This window comes from Enterobacter cloacae complex sp. HYC080_NIDB (assembly GCF_056673325.1).
Map to the genome: position 1 here is coordinate 412735 of NZ_CP114212.1, position 17831 is coordinate 430565.

The following is a 17831-nucleotide window of genomic DNA, read 5'->3' on the forward strand; positions in this document are numbered from 1 at the left end:
CTTTACCGTGATTATTACTCTCAGGCTAATGATTCCGCTCTACGCTTAATTGATGCCTTTCCCACCAGAGCGCACACTTTACTCAACGTTAAGCAAATCAAAATGATTAGCTGAATCAGGAGGTTAATAATGTTATCTGGGCAAACACCCACCCGGCAATGGAACACGCGACGCAGCGAAAAAGCGCGTCGTCTGGCGTCCGTACCGGTGCAGGGCAAGGTACTGCCAACCGGCGATCTTGTCGCCATGCTGGAAAAACTGATCGCCCCTGGCGATAAGGTCGTTCTGGAAGGTAACAACCAGAAGCAGGCCGATTTCCTTTCACGCTCGCTGGCTGAAGTGAACCCGCAAATTGTCCACGATCTGCATATGATCATGCCGAGCGTCGGCCGTAGCGAGCATCTGGATATCTTTGAGAAAGGCATCGCCCGCAAGCTGGACTTCTCCTTCTCCGGGACGCAGAGCCTGCGAATCTCCCAGCTGCTGGAAGATGGTCAGCTCGAAATCGGCGCTATCCATACCTATATCGAGCTCTATTCACGCCTCTACGTCGACCTCTCGCCCAACGTGGCGTTGATTGCGGGGTTTAAAGCAGACCGCAAAGGCAACCTCTACACCGGGGCGAGCACCGAAGATACTCCGGCACTGGTGGAAGCCGCGGCCTTCCACGACGGGATTGTGATTGCGCAGGTGAATGAACTGGTGGACGACGAATGCGACCTGCCGCGCGTCGATATTCCGGGCTCCTGGATTGACTATGTTGTCGTTGCCGACAAGCCATTCTTTATCGAACCGCTGTTTACCCGTGATCCGCGACTGATCAAACAGGAACACATCCTGATGGCGATGATGGCGATTAAGGGCATCTACGCGGAACATCAGGTGCAGTCCCTCAACCACGGGATCGGTTTTAACACCGCAGCGATTGAACTGCTGCTGCCGACCTACGGCGAACAGCTCGGCCTGAAGGGCAAAATCTGTAAGCACTGGACCCTGAACCCGCACCCAACGCTGATCCCGGCAATTGAAAGCGGCTGGGTGGAAAGCGTGCACTGCTTCGGCGGCGAGCTGGGGATGGAAGAGTACATCCGCGCCCGTCCGGACATCTTCTTTACCGGTGCCGACGGCTCCATGCGTTCCAACCGTGCGTTCTGTCAGCTGGCCGGTCAGTATGCGGTCGATATGTTTATCGGCTCAACTCTGCAGGTTGATGGTTACGCCAACTCCTCAACGGTGACACGCGGTCGTCTTTCCGGCTTCGGCGGTGCGCCAAACATGGGGCACGACCCACATGGTCGTCGCCACGCTACACCGGCCTGGCTGAACATGATCACCGAACCTGACCCGATGCAGCGCGGTAAAAAACTGGTCGTGCAGATGGTGGAAACCTTCCAGGCGGGCGTAAAGCCGACCTTTGTGGAAAAGCTTGATGCTGTTGACGTGGCAAAAGCGTCCGGGATGCCTCTGGCGCCGGTCATGATATACGGCGACGACGTGACGCACGTGCTGACGGAAGAGGGGATTGCTTACCTCTATCGCGCCAAAGATCTTGAGGAGCGTCGTGCCATGGTCGCCGCTGTGGCGGGGATTACCGATATCGGCCTGGGCGTGGATGCTAAACGCGTGGCGGAACTGCGCCAGAGCGGCAAGGTTGTTTATCCGGAAGATATGGGTATTCGCCGCACCGACGCCACCCGCTCTCTGCTGGCGGCGGGCAGCGTGTCAGACCTCGTTGAATGGTCCGGCGGTCTGTACAACCCACCTGCGAAATTCCGGAGCTGGTAATGAAACTTCTGCCCCAGATTCAGGTTGAAGGCGGTGCCGAATGGCTGGCGCGAACCGCCACGCAGTGTCTGATTGACGAAGCACGATTAAGCCCGAAACCCGGTCTGGTGGACAGTCGGGGGAACGGTGCGCACCACGATTTATCCCTTGCGCTGATGGAGCGCTCCGCGCGCAGCCTGACCCCGACGTTTCAGGCGCTGGCGCAGCAAAGCTGGCTGCGTCCGGCAGATATTGCGCTTCGGCAAACCGTTGGCCGTCTTGGTCGCGAAGGCGAGCAGCAGATGATGGCTGCAACGTGTGGCGTAAACACCCATCGCGGCGCGATTTGGGCGCTGGGGTTGCTGGTCAGCGCGGTGGCGATGCTGGGCGGGGAAGCCAGGGCGCACGACGTCGCCCGCACTGCCGCGCAGCTGGCGAAACTCCCTGACGAGGCGGCGCCGAAAGTGTTCAGCAAAGGCCTTCGCGCCACGCACCGCTACCGCGTACCGGGTGCACGCGAAGAGGCTCAGCAGGCGTTCCCGCACATTATGCAGCGCGCGTTGCCGCAGCTTCGCCTGAGCCGTCTCAACGGCAGCAGTGAAACGCACGCCAGGCTTGACGCGCTGATGGCGATCATGACGTCGCTTACCGACACCTGCGTGCTGTCGCGCGCCGGGCTGGAGGGGCTGGACGCCATGCAGGACGGTGCCCGTGCGGTACTGAACGCCGGAGGTTGTGCAACGGCTGCAGGCCAGCAGGCGCTGGCTAACTTAGACCGTCAGATGCTGGCGCTAAACGCCTCCCCAGGCGGCGCTGCTGACCTGCTTGCTGCCACGCTGTTTCTCGATCGCGTCGAAACGCCTTATTCAAAGCATTAAGAGGATGTTATGGAAAAAATCACATTGACCGTGCCAGCCAGCCGCGCGTTAAGCGGCAGGGCCCTGGCAGGGGTAGTCGGTTCCGGGGATATGGAGGTGCTCTTCACCGCCGAACCGGGCCAGACGTTAACCATTGATATCACCACCTCCGTCGACAACAGCCGGGGTCGCTGGGAGGCACTGTTCAACCGCCTGCAAACGGTCAGTAGCCTGCCAGCAGGAAAACTGACCATTCATGATTTCGGCGCGACGCCGGGCGTGGCTCGCATTCGTATCGAACAGGTTTTTGAGGGGGTGAGCCATGCGTGATGACAGCAGCTTTATCGAATTGAAAGCACGCCAGCGTGCGCAGGCCCTGCTCGATGAGGGTAGCTATCGCGAACTGCTGGATCCGTTTGAAGGCATTATCTCTCCGTGGCTTGGGCCACAGGGCATTGTTCCGCAGGCGGACGACGGCATGGTGGTGGCGAAAGGCACGATCAACGGTCAGCCAGCCGTTGTGGTCGCCATTGAAGGTGCGTTCCAGGGCGGCAGCATGGGTGAAGTGTCCGGTGCCAAAATGGCGGCGGCGCTGGAGCTGGCGGCAGAAGATAACCGCAACGGCATTCCGACTCAGGCTGTGCTGTGCCTCGAAACCGGCGGCGTTCGTCTGCAGGAGGCGAACCTGGGTCTGGCCGCCATTGCCGATATCCACGCGGCGATTGTTGACCTGCGTCGTTACACGCCCGTTATCGGGATTGTCGCAGGGACCGTGGGCTGCTTCGGTGGGATGTCCATCGCGGCGGCGCTGTGCAGCTACCTGATTGTGACCCGCGAAGCGCGTCTCGGACTGAACGGTCCGCAGGTCATCGAGCAGGAAGCGGGGATTGAAGAGTACGACTCCCGTGACCGTCCGTTTATCTGGAGCATGACCGGTGGCGAAGTGCGCTATCAAAGCGGGCTGGTTGACGCGCTGGTCGGTGACGGTATCAACGCGGTGAAAGCGGCGATGAACGACGCGATTGCCAGGGGCGTACCCGCGAAACACCGCACCGATAACTACGACGATTACCTGAACCGTCTGACGAATTTCGACACCCGCAAACAGGCCGATGCCGAACAAATTAACGCGCTTTTTGCCCGGGAGGTGAAATGATGACTAACGCAATAAGCCGTGGCGAACTCTGGATGACTCTGCTCGCGCCGAATGTAAAACGTGTGGAAGGGCTTTGCCCGTCCGTGCAGGCGGCAGACGGCGAACTGAACGGTGAAGCGGTGCGTTTTGTTGCCGTGGTACCGGATGCCCACAACCATTTCCCGCGCGCGGCGAAAGGGGAAGTCGGTCTGCTGGAGGGCTGGACGCTGGCGAAAGTGGTGAGCGAAACCGTGGCCGAGGATGCCAGTAAGTCCGTGAAGCGTCCGATTGTGGCGGTGATTGACGTCCCAAGCCAGGCCTATGGCCGTCGCGAAGAGGCGTTTGGTATCCACCAGGCGCTGGCGGGGGCAGCCGCCGCGTATGCCAACGCGCGCCTGGCCGGTCATCCGGTGATTGGGCTTATCGTCGGTAAAGCGATGTCCGGCGCATTTCTGGCGCATGGCTACCAGGCTAACCGCCTGATTGCTTTCAACGATAAAGGGGTGCTGATCCACGCGATGGGTAAAGAGTCTGCGGCGCGCATTACGTTGCGAACCGTCGACGCGCTGGAAAAACTGGCGGCCACCATTCCGCCGATGGCCTATGACATCAGCAACTACGCCACCCTGGGGCTGCTTTCAAACCTGCTGGACATCAGCAACCCGGATGCCCCCTCCGATAACGATCTGGCGCAGGTGAAAACCACCCTGCAACAGGCCATCAGTGACGCTCGTCAGGACACCACGTTGAACAATCGTCTGGGTGCTGACAACCGCCGCAGCTCTGCCCTCGTACGCGAACGCATGCGGGCAAGCTGGTAAGTAAAAAGAGACCTGCCAGATGCACGACCCCGCGGACGTAACCGTTACGTCCGCGCGGGAACCTGCATCCTGAAAATAATAATCATCGCGCCAGTGCTTAAACTTTTTTACTACAGGTGAATTATGACTTACGTAATTGTTCATGCTCTTGCACCGATTTTCGTCATCATGCTGCTGGGATTCTGGGCCGGTAAGGCAAAGATGGTCGATAACAAAAACGTTTCCCTGCTTAATATTTTCGTGATGGATTTTGCACTGCCTGCCGCGCTGTTCAGCGCCACCGTGCAAACGCCGTGGACCGGCATTGTGGCCCAGTCGCCGCTGATTCTGGTACTGACCCTGGCGATGTGGATAACCTATGCGGCCATCTACTTCCTCGCCACCGGCGTCTTTAAAAAATCGCCGCAGGATGCCGCCGTGCTGACGCTGACCGTCGCCCTGCCAAACTATGCGGCGCTCGGCCTGCCTATTCTGGGCAGCGTGCTGGGTGAAGGTTCATCGACATCACTGTCTGTTGCGGTCTCCATCGCCTGCGGTTCGGTGCTGATGACCCCGTTCTGCCTGCTCATTCTGGAACGTGAAAAAGCGCGCACCGAAGGGAATAACTCTGGCTCAACGCTCTCCATGCTGCCGGTGCTGATGTGGCGTTCGATTAAAAAACCGATCGTGATGGGCCCGCTGCTGGGTGTCATTTTGTCCGCCATCGGTATCAAAATGCCGGAACTGGTGCTGGCGGCGATTAAACCGCTGGGGCTGTCCGCGACCGCTGCAGCGCTGTTCCTGACCGGGGTGATCCTCTCTGCCCGTAAGCTGCAGATCAACACCATGGTGATCACGTCAACTATCGCCAAGCTACTGATTCAGCCTGCGATTGCCTGGGGTATCGTTTTACTCTTTGGTCTGCACGGTTCCGTGGCGATCACCGCTATCCTGATGATTGCGCTTTCTGCGGGCTTCTTCGGTGTGGTGTTCGGTAACCGCTTTGGCGTGCAGTCTCCGGATGCGGAAGCAGTACTGCTGTTAAGCTCCGTACTGTGTATCCTGTCGCTGCCGCTGTTTATCTCGCTGACCTCAGGAATGTAATCATGACCATAACATTACGCCCCCACGACCTCATCTGGCTTACCGCGCGAGACGCGCTGGAAGGCATCACCGACGACTGGGTGGAGGCGGCCTGGCATACCGGTTTGCCGGTCGTAGTGCGGCGTGATGTTGATAACGCTGGCCGTATTCCCGTTGGCGTGCGCGGCCTGCGCCGCGACCAGCGGGCGGCCGGATGGGTGAAACCAGAACACGTAACGCGTGTGGTGTCACCCGAATCACTGAGCGTAACGGCGGATCTGCTACGCTCGCCCTTTGTGACGCAGCCACCGGTACAGGTGGCGCTACAACTTTCTCAGCAGCTGTGGCCATGGTCGTGGGGCATTACCGGCAGCACTGGCTATGCGCTGGCGACCGGTATTCCGGTTATCCACGCCGACAGCGATCTCGACCTGTTGATCCGCGCCCCTCAGCCGATTTCCCCTGATGCGTTTACCGCATGGCAGTCGCAGCTCGGCCATGCATTGTGCCGGGCGGATACGCAGGTCGATACACCCGAAGGGGGATTCGCGCTGGCGGAGTGGCTGCGCGACGGCAAAACGCTGCTGAAAACCCGCCGCGGACCGCGTCTGGTAACGGACCCGTGGCGCAGGGAGGAGTAATGAAAATACTGTTTACCTTTCCGGGGCAGGGCACGCAGCATGAAGGTATGCTGCATAACCTGCCGGGAACGGCGCTGGCTCAGGCGCGTAAGGTGCTGGGAAGCGAAGTCGATACGCTGGACAGTGCAGCCTCGTTACGCCACACCCGCGCGGTTCAACTTTGTCTGTTGATTTCAGGCGTGGCCTGGGCACGCGAGCTTGAACGGCGCGGTGTGACGCCGGACATTGTGAGCGGTTTGTCGATTGGCGCGTACCCGGCAGCAGTGATGGCTGGCGCACTGGAATTTACCGACGCCCTTAAGCTGGTTGCATTGCGCGGCGATCTGATGGAGCAGGCGTATCCGCACGGCTATGGCCTGACGGCGATTATGGGGTTGACCCTGTCGCAGGTGGAACAGCTTATCGAAGGCACGGGCACGTATATCGCGAACCTGAACGCCGAAACGCAGATCGTGATTGCCGGCTCCGATGAAGGGATGGCGCAGGTAGCCGAGCGGGCGCTGGCGAAAGGGGCGAGCAAGGCCAAACGGCTGGCGGTCAGCGTGCCGTCGCACTGCGCACTGCTGGCGGACCCGGCGCAGAAGCTGGCGGCAGCGTTTGAATCGGTCACGCTTTCACGCCCACGCTGCGCGTATCTGAGCGGCAGTACCGGACGCGTGCTCTGGCAGCCGGAAAAAATTACCGACGATCTGGCGATGAACATGGCGCGTACCGTGCGCTGGCAGGAGGCGGTGATATCCGCGAATGAACGCGATGCGCGGCTGGCAATCGAGATGCCGCCCGGCGGCGTGCTGACCTGCTTAACGCGACAGGCGGCGTGGGAAGGGGAATCCATTTCGCTGGAACGCAGCGGGGTGGATGTGGCGGTGCATCTGGCGGGGCGGCTTCGAGCGTAGGTTTTTCGCCCGGTGGCGGCTGCGCCTTACCGGGCCTACAATCCGGGAGTAGGCTCGGTAAGCGTAGCGCCACCGGGCAATAACATCAGGCACCTTCCTGAAGGCTGCGCGCATACATCCGCCCTTCGGCGGCCAGTGCGCGCAGGCTCGGATCCTGCTCGCGGTTGCGGGCAAAGACAATCGCAATCAGCTGCTGCATCTGGTACGGTTCCGCCAGCTTCAATAGCTGCACCGAGTTCTCATACACTTTCTTCATCCTCCCCGGCATCAGCGTAAAACCGACGCCCGCCTGCACCAGGCTCAACATAGAGAAAATGTCATTCACGCGCGTGACGATTTCCGGCTCGAATCCGGCGATGTGGAACGCTTCCTGGAACCCGGCGTAGGTGGCGAACCCTTCTGCCAGCGCGACAAATTTCTGGTGTTCGTAATCACGAAGATCCGCTGGCCCATGGGCGTTCAGCGTGGCGGACGCGGGCGCGGCAAGGAAAATGTCGTCGTGAAACAGGGGCAGTACTTCGAGGCTGTTACGGTCGATATCGCTTTCGGAGATGGAGATCAATATGGCGTCCAGCGACCCTTCGTCCAGCATGTGTAGCAACGTGTCGTTAGAGCCCATCGTCAGATCCATCTCCAGATCCGGACGGCGTAATTTCATGCCCATAATCAGGCGCGGTACGGTTTCCAGGGTGAGCGAGTAGAGCGTACCGACGCGCAACCGACCCTGGCCGATACCGGCGATTTTGCGCGACTCTTCCAGCCCGCGCTCCATCACCTGCATGACTTCCTGGCAATATTCCAGCAGCGTCCAGGCGGAAGGCAGCGCAATCAGATTGCGCCCCTTGTGGGTAAAAAGCGGGCAGCGCACGTTCTCTTCCAGCGTGTGCAGCGCGCGGTGCACGCTGACACCGCTTAGCCCGAGCGTTTCGGCGGTACGGGCGATATTCCCTTTCTCCATGAAGGTCATGAAGATGCTGAGTTTGCGGAATGTAATCTCGCTCGTGGTATCGAAACGCATAACCCTCCCGGTGTGTTAGTCGGCCTGCAGCATCGCTTCCAGCTGTTCCTGCGCGTCCAGCCACGCCATTTCGCACGCTTCGAGGCTCGATTTGGTCTTTGCCTGCGTTTGCAGGCAATCCGTCAGCTCCGCTTTACGGCTTTGATCGTACAGGTCGCTGTCGCCTAGCTTCTCTTCAACGGTGGCAAGCGTGGCGTTGAGCTTCTCCATCTCTTTTTCCAGACGGGCAATCTCTTTACGCAGCGGCTGAGTCTGAGTGCGCAGCTCCGCTTCGCGACGCTTCTGGTCTTTACGCGCCTGCGCGCTGTTGGCGTTGTCTTTCGCCGACTCGTCCGGCTGGTTTTCCTGCTTCTGCACGTCCGTCAGCCACTGCTGGTAGTCTTCCAGATCGCCGTCGAACGGTTCAACTTTGCCATCATGCACCAGGTAGAGATCGTCTGTGGTGGAGCGGATCAGGTGACGATCGTGCGAGACCACCACCAGCGCGCCTTCGAACTCAATCAGCGCTTCGGTCAGCGCCTGACGCATGTCGAGATCCAGGTGGTTGGTCGGTTCATCGAGCAGCAGCAGGTTCGGGCGCTGCCAGACGATCAGCGCCAGTACCAGGCGGGCTTTTTCACCGCCGGAGAAACGCTCTGTGTCTTCGGTGACTTTATCGCCCTGGAAGCCGAAGCCGCCGAGGTAATCGCGCAGCTTCTGCTCCATTTCCTGCGGTGCAAGACGCGCAAGGTGCTGGATAGGCGATTCATCCGCGCGTAAAAATTCCAGCTGATGCTGAGCGAAATAGCCAAGCTTAATGCCTTTCGCCAGGCCGATTTCGCCGCTGACCGGGTTAAGTTCGCCCGCCAGGAGTTTGATTAGCGTTGATTTACCGGCGCCGTTACGCCCCAGCAGACCGATACGTGAACCCGGCACCAGGTTGAGCTTGATGGAGTCGAGAATAATGCGATCGCCATAGCCCGCGCTCACTTTTTCCATTTTCAGCAGTGGATTCGGCAGGCTTTCCGGTTCGCGGAAATTGAAGTGGAACGGGTTATCGACGTGCGCCGGGGCAATCATCTCCATGCGTTCCAGCATCTTGATGCGGCTCTGGGCCTGCTTGGCTTTAGAGGCTTTGGCCTTAAAGCGATCCACAAAGCTTTGCAGGTGCGCCACGCGCTGCTGCTGGCTTTCGTACATCGCCTGCTGCTGGGCCAGGCGCGTCGCGCGCTGGCGCTCGAAAGAGCTGTAGTTGCCGGTATATTCGAACATCGTTTGCTGTTCGATATGAATGATTTTATCCACCACCGGATCGAGGAAGTCGCGGTCGTGGGAGATCAGAATCAGAGTGCCCTGATAGCTCTTAAGCCACTTCTCCAGCCAAATAACCGCATCGAGATCGAGGTGGTTAGTCGGTTCATCGAGTAGCAAAAGATCAGAACGGCAGATCAACGCCTGCGCCAGGTTGAGGCGCATACGCCAGCCGCCGGAGAAGTCGCTGACCGGGCGTTCCAGCTGTTCATTGCTGAAGCCCAGGCCGTGCAGCAGGCTGGAGGCGCGGGAGCGAATGGTCCACGCGTCGATGGCGTCCAGCTTGCCATGAACGGTGGCGATGGCGTGACCGTCGTTGCGCTCGTTGGCGGCGTGGAGTTCCGCTTCGAGTTTGCGGTATTCACGGTCGCCGTCGATAACATAGTCGAGGGCCGGTTCGCTCAGGGCAGGCGTCTCCTGGTTCACCCAGGCGAGCTGCCAGTTTCCCGGATAAGTAAAGCTTCCGCCATCCGCGCTAATCTCGTTTTTCAGCAGCGCCAGCAGCGTGGATTTGCCACAGCCGTTTTTGCCGACCAGACCCACTTTTTGGCCCGGGTTGATGGTAGCAGTGGCGTTATCGAGCAGAACGCGCATGCCGCGACGAATTTGTAACGAGGAGAAAACAATCATAGAAGCGCCGTATGTTCCGACTATGTTAATTTGTCATTATGATAATGTAAGGTGTGGGCCATTTTCCGCACCGGGCCGCCATGGTAGCCCAAAACAACAACGATACACAAAAACAGAAACACGACCGGGAGGGGAATGATGTCTCAGACAGCGAAAGTGCTGCTGCTGTATGCCCATCCGGAATCTCAGGACTCGGTGGCGAACCGGGTGCTGCTTAAGCCGGCCACACAGCTCAGTAACGTTACGGTGCACGATCTCTACGCGCACTATCCTGATTTCTTTATTGATATTCCGTACGAGCAGGAACTGCTGCGTCAGCATGACGTGATTGTGTTCCAGCACCCGCTTTATACCTATAGCTGTCCGGCACTGCTGAAAGAGTGGCTGGACCGCGTGCTGAGCCGCGGCTTCTCCAGTGGGGTGGGGGGAAACCAGCTGGCGGGAAAGTACTGGCGTAGCGTGATCACCACCGGTGAACCCGAAAGTGCTTACCGTCACGACGGGCTGAACCGTTATCCGATGAGCGATATCCTGCGGCCATTCGAGCTGACGGCGGCGATGTGCCGTATGCACTGGATGAGCCCGATCATTGTCTACTGGGCACGGCGTCAGGATCCGAAAGAACTGGCCAGCCACGCCAGAGCTTATGGCGAGTGGCTGGCATCGCCGATTCCGGCAGGAGGTCGTTAATGGAAGGATCGAATTTGCTCCTCGCCGGGGTACTGTTTTTATTTGCGGCCGTCGTCGCGGTTCCGCTTGCCGCCCGTCTCGGCATCGGTGCGGTACTGGGATATTTGCTCGCGGGGATCGCCATTGGTCCCTGGGGACTGGGATTCATCAGCGATGTGGATGAAATTCTCCATTTCTCCGAGCTCGGCGTGGTGTTCCTGATGTTCATCATCGGTCTGGAACTGAATCCCTCTAAATTGTGGCAGCTCCGACGCTCTATCTTTGGCGTGGGTGCCGCGCAAGTGTTGTTCAGCGCCGCGATTCTGGCTGGCCTGCTAATGCTGACCCACTTTTCCTGGCAGGCCGCGGTGATTGGCGGGATTGGTCTCGCCATGTCGTCGACGGCGATGGCGTTGCAGCTGATGCGCGACAAAGGGATGAACCGCAATGAAGCCGGGCAACTGGGCTTTTCGGTGCTGCTGTTTCAGGATTTAGCGGTGATCCCGGCGCTGGCGCTGGTGCCGCTGCTGGCGGGTTCTGGCGACGATAGCTTCGACTGGGCAAAGATTTCCATGAAGGTGCTGGCCTTTGCGGGCATGCTGATTGGCGGACGCTTCTTGTTGCGTCCGGTGTTCCGCTTTATTGCCGCATCGGGCGTGCGTGAAGTGTTTACAGCTGCGACGCTGTTGCTGGTGCTTGGCTCGGCGCTGTTTATGGACGCGCTGGGGCTATCAATGGCGCTGGGTACTTTTATCGCCGGGGTGCTGCTGGCGGAGAGCGAGTATCGTCACGAACTGGAAATTGCCATCGATCCCTTCAAAGGGCTCCTGTTAGGGTTGTTCTTTATTTCGGTGGGGATGGCGCTCAATCTCGGTGTGCTTTATACCCATCTGCTCTGGGTTGTGGTCAGCGTCGCCATCCTGGTGGCGGTGAAAATGCTGGTGCTGTACGTCATGGCGCGTATTTACGGGTTGCGCAGTTCGGAACGTATGCAGTTTGCCAGCGTGTTAAGCCAGGGGGGAGAGTTCGCGTTTGTGCTGTTTTCCGCCGCGTCCTCTCAGAAGCTGTTTAAGGACGATCAGATGGCGCTGCTGCTGGTGACGGTGACGCTGTCGATGATGACCACGCCGCTGCTGATGAAGCTGGTGGATAAACTGCTGTCGCGCCGCTTAAACCCGACGGACGATGAAGATGAAGCGCCATGGGTAGAAGACGATAAACCCCAGGTGATAGTGGTGGGCTTTGGCCGCTTCGGGCAGGTGATTGGTCGCCTGTTGATGGCGAATAAGATGCGCATTACGGTGCTGGAACGCGATATCAGTGCGGTTAACCTGATGCGTAAATATGGCTACAAGGTGTATTACGGCGACGCGACCCAGCTTGAGCTGCTGCGCTCGGCGGGCGCTGAGGCCGCCGAGTCCATCGTGATCACCTGTAACGATCCGGAAGACACGATGAAACTGGTGGAGCTGTGTCAACAGCACTTCCCGCACCTGCATATACTGGCGCGTGCCCGGGGACGTGTTGAAGCTCACGAATTGTTGCAGGCGGGTGTGAAACACTTCTCCCGTGAGACGTTCTCCAGTGCGCTGGAGTTAGGCCGTAAGGCGTTGATCTCGCTGGGTATGCATCCTCATCAGGCGCAACGTGCCCAGATGCACTTCCGTCGGCTGGATATGCGAATGCTGCGCGAACTGATGCCGGTACATACCGACACGGCGCAGATCTCCCGCGTGCGGGAAGCGCGTCGCGAGCTGGAGGAGATCTTCCAGCGAGAGATGCAACAGGAACGACGCCAGCTTGATGGCTGGGATGAATTTGAATAAAGGGTAACGAAAGATGGCTGTCCGTAAACGCTTTATCGCAGGTGCAAAATGCCCGTCCTGCCAGGCGCAAGATACTCTGGCGATGTGGCGAGAAAATAATATTGATATCGTTGAGTGTGTTAAGTGTGGTCACCAGATGCGTGAGGCCGATAAAGAGGCCCGCGATCATGTTCGCAAAGAAGAGCAAGTGATCGGCATTTTTCATCCGGACTAGCGATATGCCCTGAGTTTTTTTAAGCTAAAGGGTACACGGGTGCAGATTTCCGCTACAATCTGCGCCAGCAATTTTCCCACGCTCAGGAGATATCATGAAAGTAGCAAAAGACCTGGTGGTCAGCCTGGCCTATCAGGTACGTACAGAAGACGGTGTGTTGGTTGATGAGTCTCCGGTGAGTGCGCCGCTGGACTACCTGCATGGCCACGGTTCCCTGATTTCCGGCCTGGAAACTGCGCTGGAAGGTCATGAAGTTGGCGACAAATTCGACGTTGCTGTCGGCGCGAACGACGCTTACGGTCAGTATGACGACAACCTGGTTCAGCGCGTTCCTAAAGACGTGTTCATGGGCGTTGACGAACTGCAGGTTGGCATGCGCTTCCTGGCTGAAACTGACCAGGGTCCAGTGCCTGTTGAAATCACGGAAGTTGAAGACGACCACGTTGTGGTTGACGGCAACCACATGCTGGCTGGCCAGAACCTGAAGTTCAACGTAGAAGTTGTTGCGATCCGTGAAGCGACCGAAGAAGAGCTGGCTCATGGCCACGTTCACGGTGCGCACGGTCACGACCATGACCACGGCCACGACGGCTGCTGCGGTGGTCACGGCCACGATCACGACCATGGTCATGACCATGGCAAAGGTGGTTGCGGTAACGGCGGCTGCGGTTGCCACTAATTCCGCTAAGCGGAAAATAAAAAAGCGGGTGACCCCGCTTTTTTTACGCCTCAATAATGAGGTGGTGGTGTCTCTTCAGACTGAGAGGCAATGTTTGACGGCTGCGTTGCCTTTAGCTTTTCCGTCAGCAGACGCATGTGATCCCGCAGCTTCGCCATTTCGAGTTCATGTGCTGTGACGGTCTGGTTTAGCTCTTCGATGGTGATGTCCTGAAAAGCCAGGCGGCTTTCCAGCTCAGCCATTCTCGATTCTATCGTTGTATCCTTCATCATTCACCTCGTTTATGTCTGATTTACCTGATGGTCCAGCGGCGGCGCAGTTTAACTGAGTTTATCCTTAAGTGCAGTCTCTATCCCGCTGGCAAGAAACTTATTTAAACAAAAATAGTCTGAAAAGTGGTGAGAATTGGGAGTGTCTGTCTGTAGATTTCTTCTGCAACGTTTTATAGTACGTCACTCATTTACGTTTAACGCTGGGGTGAGAGTCCCCAGGCCCTGGAGATATGGATGAAATCACTGTTTAAAGTAACGCTGCTGGCGACGACGATGGCTGTTGCGCTGAATGCGCCGCTGTCATTCGCTGCTGATACTGCTGCGAAGCCTGCTGCCACTGCAGACAGCAAAGCGGCGTTCAAAAATGACGACCAGAAATCCGCCTACGCACTGGGCGCATCTCTGGGTCGTTACATGGAAAACTCTCTGAAAGAACAAGAGAAACTGGGCATCAAACTGGATAAAGCCCAGCTGATCGCAGGCGTACAGGACGCATTTGCGGATAAGAGCAAGCTGTCTGACCAGGAAATTGAGCAGACGCTGCAGGCGTTCGAAGCACGCGTGAAGGGTGCCGCTCAGACCAAGATGGAAGCGGACGCGAAAGACAACGAAGCGAAAGGCAAAGCCTACCGCGATACCTTTGCTAAAGAGAAGGGTGTGAAGACCTCCTCTACTGGCCTGGTGTACAAAGTTGAGAAAGAAGGCACCGGTGATGCGCCGAAAGACAGCGATACTGTTGTCGTAAACTACAAAGGTACGCTGATCGACGGTAAAGAGTTCGATAACTCTTACACCCGCGGTGAGCCGCTCTCCTTCCGTCTGGACGGTGTGATCCCTGGCTGGACTGAAGGCCTGAAAAACATCAAGAAAGGCGGCAAGATCAAGCTGGTTATTCCACCGGATCTGGCCTACGGCAAAACGGGCGTTCCGGGTATCCCGGCTAACTCCACGCTGGTCTTCGACGTAGAGCTGCTGGACATTAAACCAGCACCGAAAGCGGATGCGAAACCGGAAGCGCAGGCAGATCAGAAAGCTGCGACAGACGCTAAGAAGTAATGTAATAAAAACCGCCGCCTTTAAGGCGGCGGTTTTTTTATTGCGGGGCAGATATAATTAACACTGGAAAGCGTCTGGTACGCTGTATTAATTTAGTTGTCCGTGTAGATAATGAGCCTGCCCTGAAAACCTAACGACAGGCTCCTGAAAAGGAGTGTTTTTTTCATGTCCAGGTCGCTTTTAACCAACGAAACCAGTGAACTTGATTTGCTGGATCAACGTCCTTTTGACCAGACCGACTTCGATATTCTTAAATCCTATGAGGCGGTGGTGGACGGGTTAGCGATGCTCATTGGTTCCCACTGCGAAATCGTATTGCACTCCCTGCAAGATCTGAAGTGTTCCGCCATCCGCATTGCTAATGGTGAGCATACCGGCCGTAAAATTGGTTCGCCAATCACCGACCTTGCATTGCGTATGTTGCATGACATGACCGGCGCGGACAGCAGCGTCTCCAAATGTTATTTCACCCGCGCCAAAAGCGGCGTGCTGATGAAATCAGAAACTATCGCGATTCGAAACCGCGAACATCGTGTGATTGGGCTGCTGTGCATCAACATGAACCTTGATGTGCCTTTCTCGCAAATCATGAGCACCTTTATTCCGCCTGAAACGCCAGACGTTGGCTCCTCCGTTAACTTTGCCTCCTCCGTAGAAGATCTGGTGACTCAAACGCTTGAGTTTACGATTGAAGAGGTGAATGCCGATCGCAACGTCTCGAACAATGCCAAGAATCGTCAGATCGTACTCAATCTCTACGAGAAAGGGATTTTTGATATCAAAGACGCCATTAACCAGGTGGCCGATCGTCTGAATATCTCCAAGCATACGGTCTACCTCTACATCCGCCAGTTCAAAAGCGGCGACTTCGTAGGGCAAGATAAGTAATGCGTTTTGCGTTAATGGTGACAGGCCCGGCGTACGGCACTCAGCAGGCCAGCAGCGCGCTGCAGTTTGCGCATGCGCTACTGGCGGCCGGACATGAACTGGCGAGCGTCTTTTTCTATCGGGAAGGGGTGTATAACGCGAACCAGTTTACGTCACCGGCGAGCGATGAGTTTGATCTGGTCCGCGCGTGGCAGGCGTTAAATGAAAAGCAGGGCGTTGAGCTGAACATCTGCGTGGCGGCGGCACTGCGTCGCGGCGTGACGGATGCAACCGAAGCCGATCGCCTGGGGTTATCGGGCGCTAACCTTCAGCCTGGCTTTTCGTTGAGTGGTCTGGGCGCGCTGGCTCAGGCGGCGTTAACCTGCGACAGAGTGGTGCAATTCTGATGAACCGCGTGGCATTTGTTTTTACTTCTGCGCCGCACGGTAGCGCCTCGGGCCGCGAAGGGCTGGATGCGTTACTTGCGACATCGGCGTTAACAGAAGATATCGGCGTCTTTTTTCTGGGGGACGGGGTGTTTCAACTGCTCGTGGGCCAACAGCCGCAGGCCATCCTGGCGCGCGATTACATCGCAACCTTCAAAGTGCTGCCGCTGTACGATATCGAAACCTGCTATGTCTGTGCCGACTCCTTAACGGCGCGCGGTTTGAGTGATAAGTCGTCTTTTGTGCTGGATGTGACGCTCTTACCTTCCTCTGATCTGCGTGAACACCTTTCCCACTACGACACCGTTTTGACGTTCTGAGGCCACCATGCTCCATATTCTGAGCCACTCACCGTGGCAATGTGATATCGACACACTGTTGAGCATGCTGCGCGAAGGTGATGATTTGCTGCTCATTCAGGACGGCGTGCTCGCGGCGCTTGAAGGCAGCCGTTTCGTTGAAATTCTCACGAATGCCCCCATAACAGTCTCTGCGCTGAAGGACGATCTGGACGCGCGAGGTCTTTCTGGTCAAATTTCAGCCAAAATTGACGTGGTTGGCTATACTGATTTCGTCAATCTTACTGTGACGCACGCCAGTCAAATGAACTGGTGATCCGAGATCGCTGTATATTTCTTGACACCTTTTCGACGTAGCCCTAAAATTTCGCGTCCTCATATTGTATGAGGTCGTTTTATTACGTGTTTACGAAGCAAAAGCTAAAACCAGGAGCTATTTAATGGCAACAGTTAACCAGCTGGTACGCAAACCACGCGCACGCAAAGTTGCAAAGAGCAACGTGCCTGCGCTGGAAGCCTGCCCGCAGAAACGTGGTGTATGTACTCGTGTATATACCACCACTCCTAAAAAACCAAACTCCGCACTGCGTAAAGTATGCCGTGTGCGTTTGACTAACGGTTTCGAAGTGACTTCCTACATCGGTGGTGAAGGTCACAACCTGCAGGAGCACTCCGTGATCCTGATCCGTGGCGGTCGTGTTAAAGACCTTCCGGGTGTTCGTTACCACACCGTTCGTGGTGCGCTGGACTGCTCAGGTGTTAAAGACCGTAAGCAGGCTCGCTCCAAGTACGGCGTGAAGCGTCCTAAGGCTTAATGGTTCTCCGTTAAGTAAGGCCAAACTGATTTATCTTAATGTCAAACTAAACTCGTAGAGTTTTGGACAATCCTGAATTAACAACGGAGTATTCCCATGCCACGTCGTCGCGTCATTGGTCAGCGTAAAATTCTTCCAGATCCGAAGTTCGGATCAGAACTGCTGGCAAAATTTGTAAATATCCTGATGGTAGATGGTAAAAAATCTACTGCAGAAGCCATCGTATACAGCGCGCTTGAGACCCTGGCTCAGCGTTCTGGTAAAAATGAACTGGAAGCTTTCGAAGTCGCTCTCGACAACGTTCGCCCAACTGTAGAAGTTAAGTCCCGCCGCGTTGGTGGTTCTACTTATCAGGTTCCAGTTGAAGTTCGTCCGGTTCGTCGTAATGCTCTGGCAATGCGTTGGATCGTTGAAGCTGCTCGTAAACGCGGTGATAAATCCATGGCTCTGCGTCTGGCGAACGAACTTTCTGATGCTGCAGAAAACAAAGGTACTGCAGTTAAGAAACGTGAAGACGTTCACCGTATGGCAGAAGCCAACAAGGCGTTCGCACACTACCGTTGGTAATCCCTTC

Annotated in this window: 22 protein-coding genes; 19 read left to right on the top strand and 3 right to left on the bottom strand. The window is 56.9% G+C overall.

What is annotated here, in order from left to right; translation table 11 throughout:
- Positions 1-129: 129 nt before the first annotated feature.
- The 8 genes from mdcA (at position 130) to mdcH (ending at position 7176) form a co-directional block, all read left to right on the top strand.
- Positions 130-1785 (top strand): malonate decarboxylase subunit alpha, encoded by a 1656-nt coding sequence (gene mdcA, locus O1723_RS01845; protein ID WP_014885506.1) that lies wholly within the window; start codon positions 130-132, stop codon positions 1783-1785.
- Positions 1785-2642: a triphosphoribosyl-dephospho-CoA synthase gene (locus tag O1723_RS01850; RefSeq protein WP_023337899.1), complete on the top strand. Its 858-nt coding sequence runs from the start codon at positions 1785-1787 to the stop codon at positions 2640-2642. Before mdcA ends, O1723_RS01850 begins: the two co-directional genes overlap by 1 nt.
- A gap of 9 nt (positions 2643-2651) precedes the next feature.
- Positions 2652-2951, top strand: coding sequence for a malonate decarboxylase acyl carrier protein (gene mdcC, locus O1723_RS01855; protein WP_014885504.1), 300 nt, complete (start codon positions 2652-2654; stop codon positions 2949-2951).
- Positions 2944-3777, top strand: coding sequence for a biotin-independent malonate decarboxylase subunit beta (locus O1723_RS01860; protein WP_014885503.1), 834 nt, complete (start codon positions 2944-2946; stop codon positions 3775-3777). The genes mdcC and O1723_RS01860 overlap by 8 nt, the downstream gene beginning before the upstream one ends.
- Positions 3777-4577, top strand: a complete 801-nt coding sequence (gene mdcE, locus O1723_RS01865; RefSeq protein WP_032645410.1) for a biotin-independent malonate decarboxylase subunit gamma — start codon at positions 3777-3779, stop codon at positions 4575-4577. The genes O1723_RS01860 and mdcE overlap by 1 nt, the downstream gene beginning before the upstream one ends.
- A gap of 123 nt (positions 4578-4700) precedes the next feature.
- On the top strand, positions 4701-5660 hold the full coding sequence (locus tag O1723_RS01870; protein WP_023331468.1) for an AEC family transporter: 960 nt from the start codon (positions 4701-4703) through the stop codon (positions 5658-5660).
- 2 nt (positions 5661-5662) lie between these two features.
- Positions 5663-6280: a malonate decarboxylase holo-ACP synthase gene (locus O1723_RS01875; RefSeq protein WP_023337897.1), complete on the top strand. Its 618-nt coding sequence runs from the start codon at positions 5663-5665 to the stop codon at positions 6278-6280.
- On the top strand, positions 6280-7176 hold the full coding sequence (gene mdcH / locus O1723_RS01880; protein WP_023337896.1) for a malonate decarboxylase subunit epsilon: 897 nt from the start codon (positions 6280-6282) through the stop codon (positions 7174-7176). Before O1723_RS01875 ends, mdcH begins: the two co-directional genes overlap by 1 nt.
- Before the next feature lie 85 nt (positions 7177-7261).
- Here mdcH and O1723_RS01885 read toward each other — a convergent pair whose 3' ends face one another.
- Complete coding sequence (locus O1723_RS01885; protein WP_023337895.1) at positions 7262-8194, bottom strand: LysR family transcriptional regulator; 933 nt, start codon at positions 8192-8194, stop codon at positions 7262-7264.
- A gap of 15 nt (positions 8195-8209) precedes the next feature.
- On the bottom strand, positions 8210-10114 hold the full coding sequence (locus O1723_RS01890) for an ABC transporter ATP-binding protein (RefSeq protein ID WP_248191083.1): 1905 nt from the start codon (positions 10112-10114) through the stop codon (positions 8210-8212).
- Between the two features lie 138 nt (positions 10115-10252).
- Between O1723_RS01890 and kefG the strand changes: the two genes are divergently transcribed.
- The 4 genes from kefG to slyD all read left to right on the top strand — a co-directional run bounded on the left by kefG (position 10253) and on the right by slyD (position 13502).
- Entirely contained in the window at positions 10253-10804 is a 552-nt protein-coding gene (gene kefG, locus O1723_RS01895) for a glutathione-regulated potassium-efflux system ancillary protein KefG (RefSeq protein ID WP_014885493.1), read from the top strand.
- Positions 10804-12609, top strand: a complete 1806-nt coding sequence (gene kefB / locus O1723_RS01900) for a glutathione-regulated potassium-efflux system protein KefB (RefSeq protein ID WP_014885492.1) — start codon at positions 10804-10806, stop codon at positions 12607-12609. Before kefG ends, kefB begins: the two co-directional genes overlap by 1 nt.
- A 13-nt stretch (positions 12610-12622) precedes the next feature.
- Complete coding sequence (locus O1723_RS01905) at positions 12623-12823, top strand: YheV family putative zinc ribbon protein (RefSeq protein WP_003861689.1); 201 nt, start codon at positions 12623-12625, stop codon at positions 12821-12823.
- A 94-nt stretch (positions 12824-12917) separates the two neighbouring features.
- Positions 12918-13502: a peptidylprolyl isomerase gene (gene slyD, locus O1723_RS01910; RefSeq protein ID WP_023337893.1), complete on the top strand. Its 585-nt coding sequence runs from the start codon at positions 12918-12920 to the stop codon at positions 13500-13502.
- A 50-nt stretch (positions 13503-13552) separates the two neighbouring features.
- Here the strand turns inward: slyD and O1723_RS01915 are convergent, their stop codons facing one another.
- A complete protein-coding gene (locus O1723_RS01915) occupies positions 13553-13771 on the bottom strand; it encodes a protein SlyX (RefSeq protein WP_248191085.1) in 219 nt (72 codons plus the stop codon).
- Between the two features lie 237 nt (positions 13772-14008).
- Here O1723_RS01915 and fkpA point away from each other — a divergent pair, with 237 nt between their 5' ends.
- From fkpA to rpsG, 7 genes are all read left to right on the top strand, one after another.
- Positions 14009-14830 (top strand): FKBP-type peptidyl-prolyl cis-trans isomerase, encoded by an 822-nt coding sequence (gene fkpA / locus O1723_RS01920; protein ID WP_023331457.1) that lies wholly within the window; start codon positions 14009-14011, stop codon positions 14828-14830.
- Positions 14831-14995: 165 nt separating this feature from the next.
- Positions 14996-15718 (top strand): helix-turn-helix transcriptional regulator, encoded by a 723-nt coding sequence (locus tag O1723_RS01925; RefSeq protein ID WP_014885489.1) that lies wholly within the window; start codon positions 14996-14998, stop codon positions 15716-15718.
- Complete coding sequence (tusD, locus tag O1723_RS01930; protein ID WP_023337892.1) at positions 15718-16104, top strand: sulfurtransferase complex subunit TusD; 387 nt, start codon at positions 15718-15720, stop codon at positions 16102-16104. Before O1723_RS01925 ends, tusD begins: the two co-directional genes overlap by 1 nt.
- A complete protein-coding gene (tusC, locus tag O1723_RS01935; protein ID WP_023337891.1) occupies positions 16104-16463 on the top strand; it encodes a sulfurtransferase complex subunit TusC in 360 nt (119 codons plus the stop codon). Before tusD ends, tusC begins: the two co-directional genes overlap by 1 nt.
- 7 nt (positions 16464-16470) lie before the next feature.
- The gene (gene tusB, locus O1723_RS01940) at positions 16471-16758 is read left to right on the top strand and encodes a sulfurtransferase complex subunit TusB (protein ID WP_014885486.1); all 288 of its coding nucleotides are present in this window, start codon (positions 16471-16473) and stop codon (positions 16756-16758) included.
- Positions 16759-16882: 124 nt separating this feature from the next.
- Entirely contained in the window at positions 16883-17257 is a 375-nt protein-coding gene (gene rpsL, locus O1723_RS01945; protein ID WP_000246815.1) for a 30S ribosomal protein S12, read from the top strand.
- A 96-nt stretch (positions 17258-17353) separates the two neighbouring features.
- Positions 17354-17824, top strand: coding sequence for a 30S ribosomal protein S7 (rpsG, locus tag O1723_RS01950; protein ID WP_003861706.1), 471 nt, complete (start codon positions 17354-17356; stop codon positions 17822-17824).
- Positions 17825-17831: the final 7 nt, after the last annotated feature.

Bases quoted from the DNA above. Each gene is read 5' to 3' on its own strand.
- rpsG (WP_003861706.1), top strand. From the start codon at position 17,354: ATGCCACGTCGTCGCGTCATTGGTCAGCGTAAAATTCTTCCAGATCCG.
- mdcH (WP_023337896.1), top strand. From the start codon at position 6,280: ATGAAAATACTGTTTACCTTTCCGGGGCAGGGCACGCAGCATGAAGGT.
- O1723_RS01925 (WP_014885489.1), top strand. From the start codon at position 14,996: ATGTCCAGGTCGCTTTTAACCAACGAAACCAGTGAACTTGATTTGCTG.
- O1723_RS01860 (WP_014885503.1), top strand. From the start codon at position 2,944: ATGCGTGATGACAGCAGCTTTATCGAATTGAAAGCACGCCAGCGTGCG.
- fkpA (WP_023331457.1), top strand. From the start codon at position 14,009: ATGAAATCACTGTTTAAAGTAACGCTGCTGGCGACGACGATGGCTGTT.
- mdcC (WP_014885504.1), top strand. From the start codon at position 2,652: ATGGAAAAAATCACATTGACCGTGCCAGCCAGCCGCGCGTTAAGCGGC.
- tusC (WP_023337891.1), top strand. From the start codon at position 16,104: ATGAACCGCGTGGCATTTGTTTTTACTTCTGCGCCGCACGGTAGCGCC.
- tusB (WP_014885486.1), top strand. From the start codon at position 16,471: ATGCTCCATATTCTGAGCCACTCACCGTGGCAATGTGATATCGACACA.
- O1723_RS01905 (WP_003861689.1), top strand. From the start codon at position 12,623: ATGGCTGTCCGTAAACGCTTTATCGCAGGTGCAAAATGCCCGTCCTGC.
- kefG (WP_014885493.1), top strand. From the start codon at position 10,253: ATGTCTCAGACAGCGAAAGTGCTGCTGCTGTATGCCCATCCGGAATCT.
- slyD (WP_023337893.1), top strand. From the start codon at position 12,918: ATGAAAGTAGCAAAAGACCTGGTGGTCAGCCTGGCCTATCAGGTACGT.
- kefB (WP_014885492.1), top strand. From the start codon at position 10,804: ATGGAAGGATCGAATTTGCTCCTCGCCGGGGTACTGTTTTTATTTGCG.
- O1723_RS01870 (WP_023331468.1), top strand. From the start codon at position 4,701: ATGACTTACGTAATTGTTCATGCTCTTGCACCGATTTTCGTCATCATG.
- O1723_RS01850 (WP_023337899.1), top strand. From the start codon at position 1,785: ATGAAACTTCTGCCCCAGATTCAGGTTGAAGGCGGTGCCGAATGGCTG.
- mdcA (WP_014885506.1), top strand. From the start codon at position 130: ATGTTATCTGGGCAAACACCCACCCGGCAATGGAACACGCGACGCAGC.
- O1723_RS01875 (WP_023337897.1), top strand. From the start codon at position 5,663: ATGACCATAACATTACGCCCCCACGACCTCATCTGGCTTACCGCGCGA.
- O1723_RS01915 (WP_248191085.1), bottom strand. From the start codon at position 13,771: ATGAAGGATACAACGATAGAATCGAGAATGGCTGAGCTGGAAAGCCGC.
- mdcE (WP_032645410.1), top strand. From the start codon at position 3,777: ATGACTAACGCAATAAGCCGTGGCGAACTCTGGATGACTCTGCTCGCG.
- tusD (WP_023337892.1), top strand. From the start codon at position 15,718: ATGCGTTTTGCGTTAATGGTGACAGGCCCGGCGTACGGCACTCAGCAG.
- O1723_RS01885 (WP_023337895.1), bottom strand. From the start codon at position 8,194: ATGCGTTTCGATACCACGAGCGAGATTACATTCCGCAAACTCAGCATC.
- rpsL (WP_000246815.1), top strand. From the start codon at position 16,883: ATGGCAACAGTTAACCAGCTGGTACGCAAACCACGCGCACGCAAAGTT.
- O1723_RS01890 (WP_248191083.1), bottom strand. From the start codon at position 10,114: ATGATTGTTTTCTCCTCGTTACAAATTCGTCGCGGCATGCGCGTTCTG.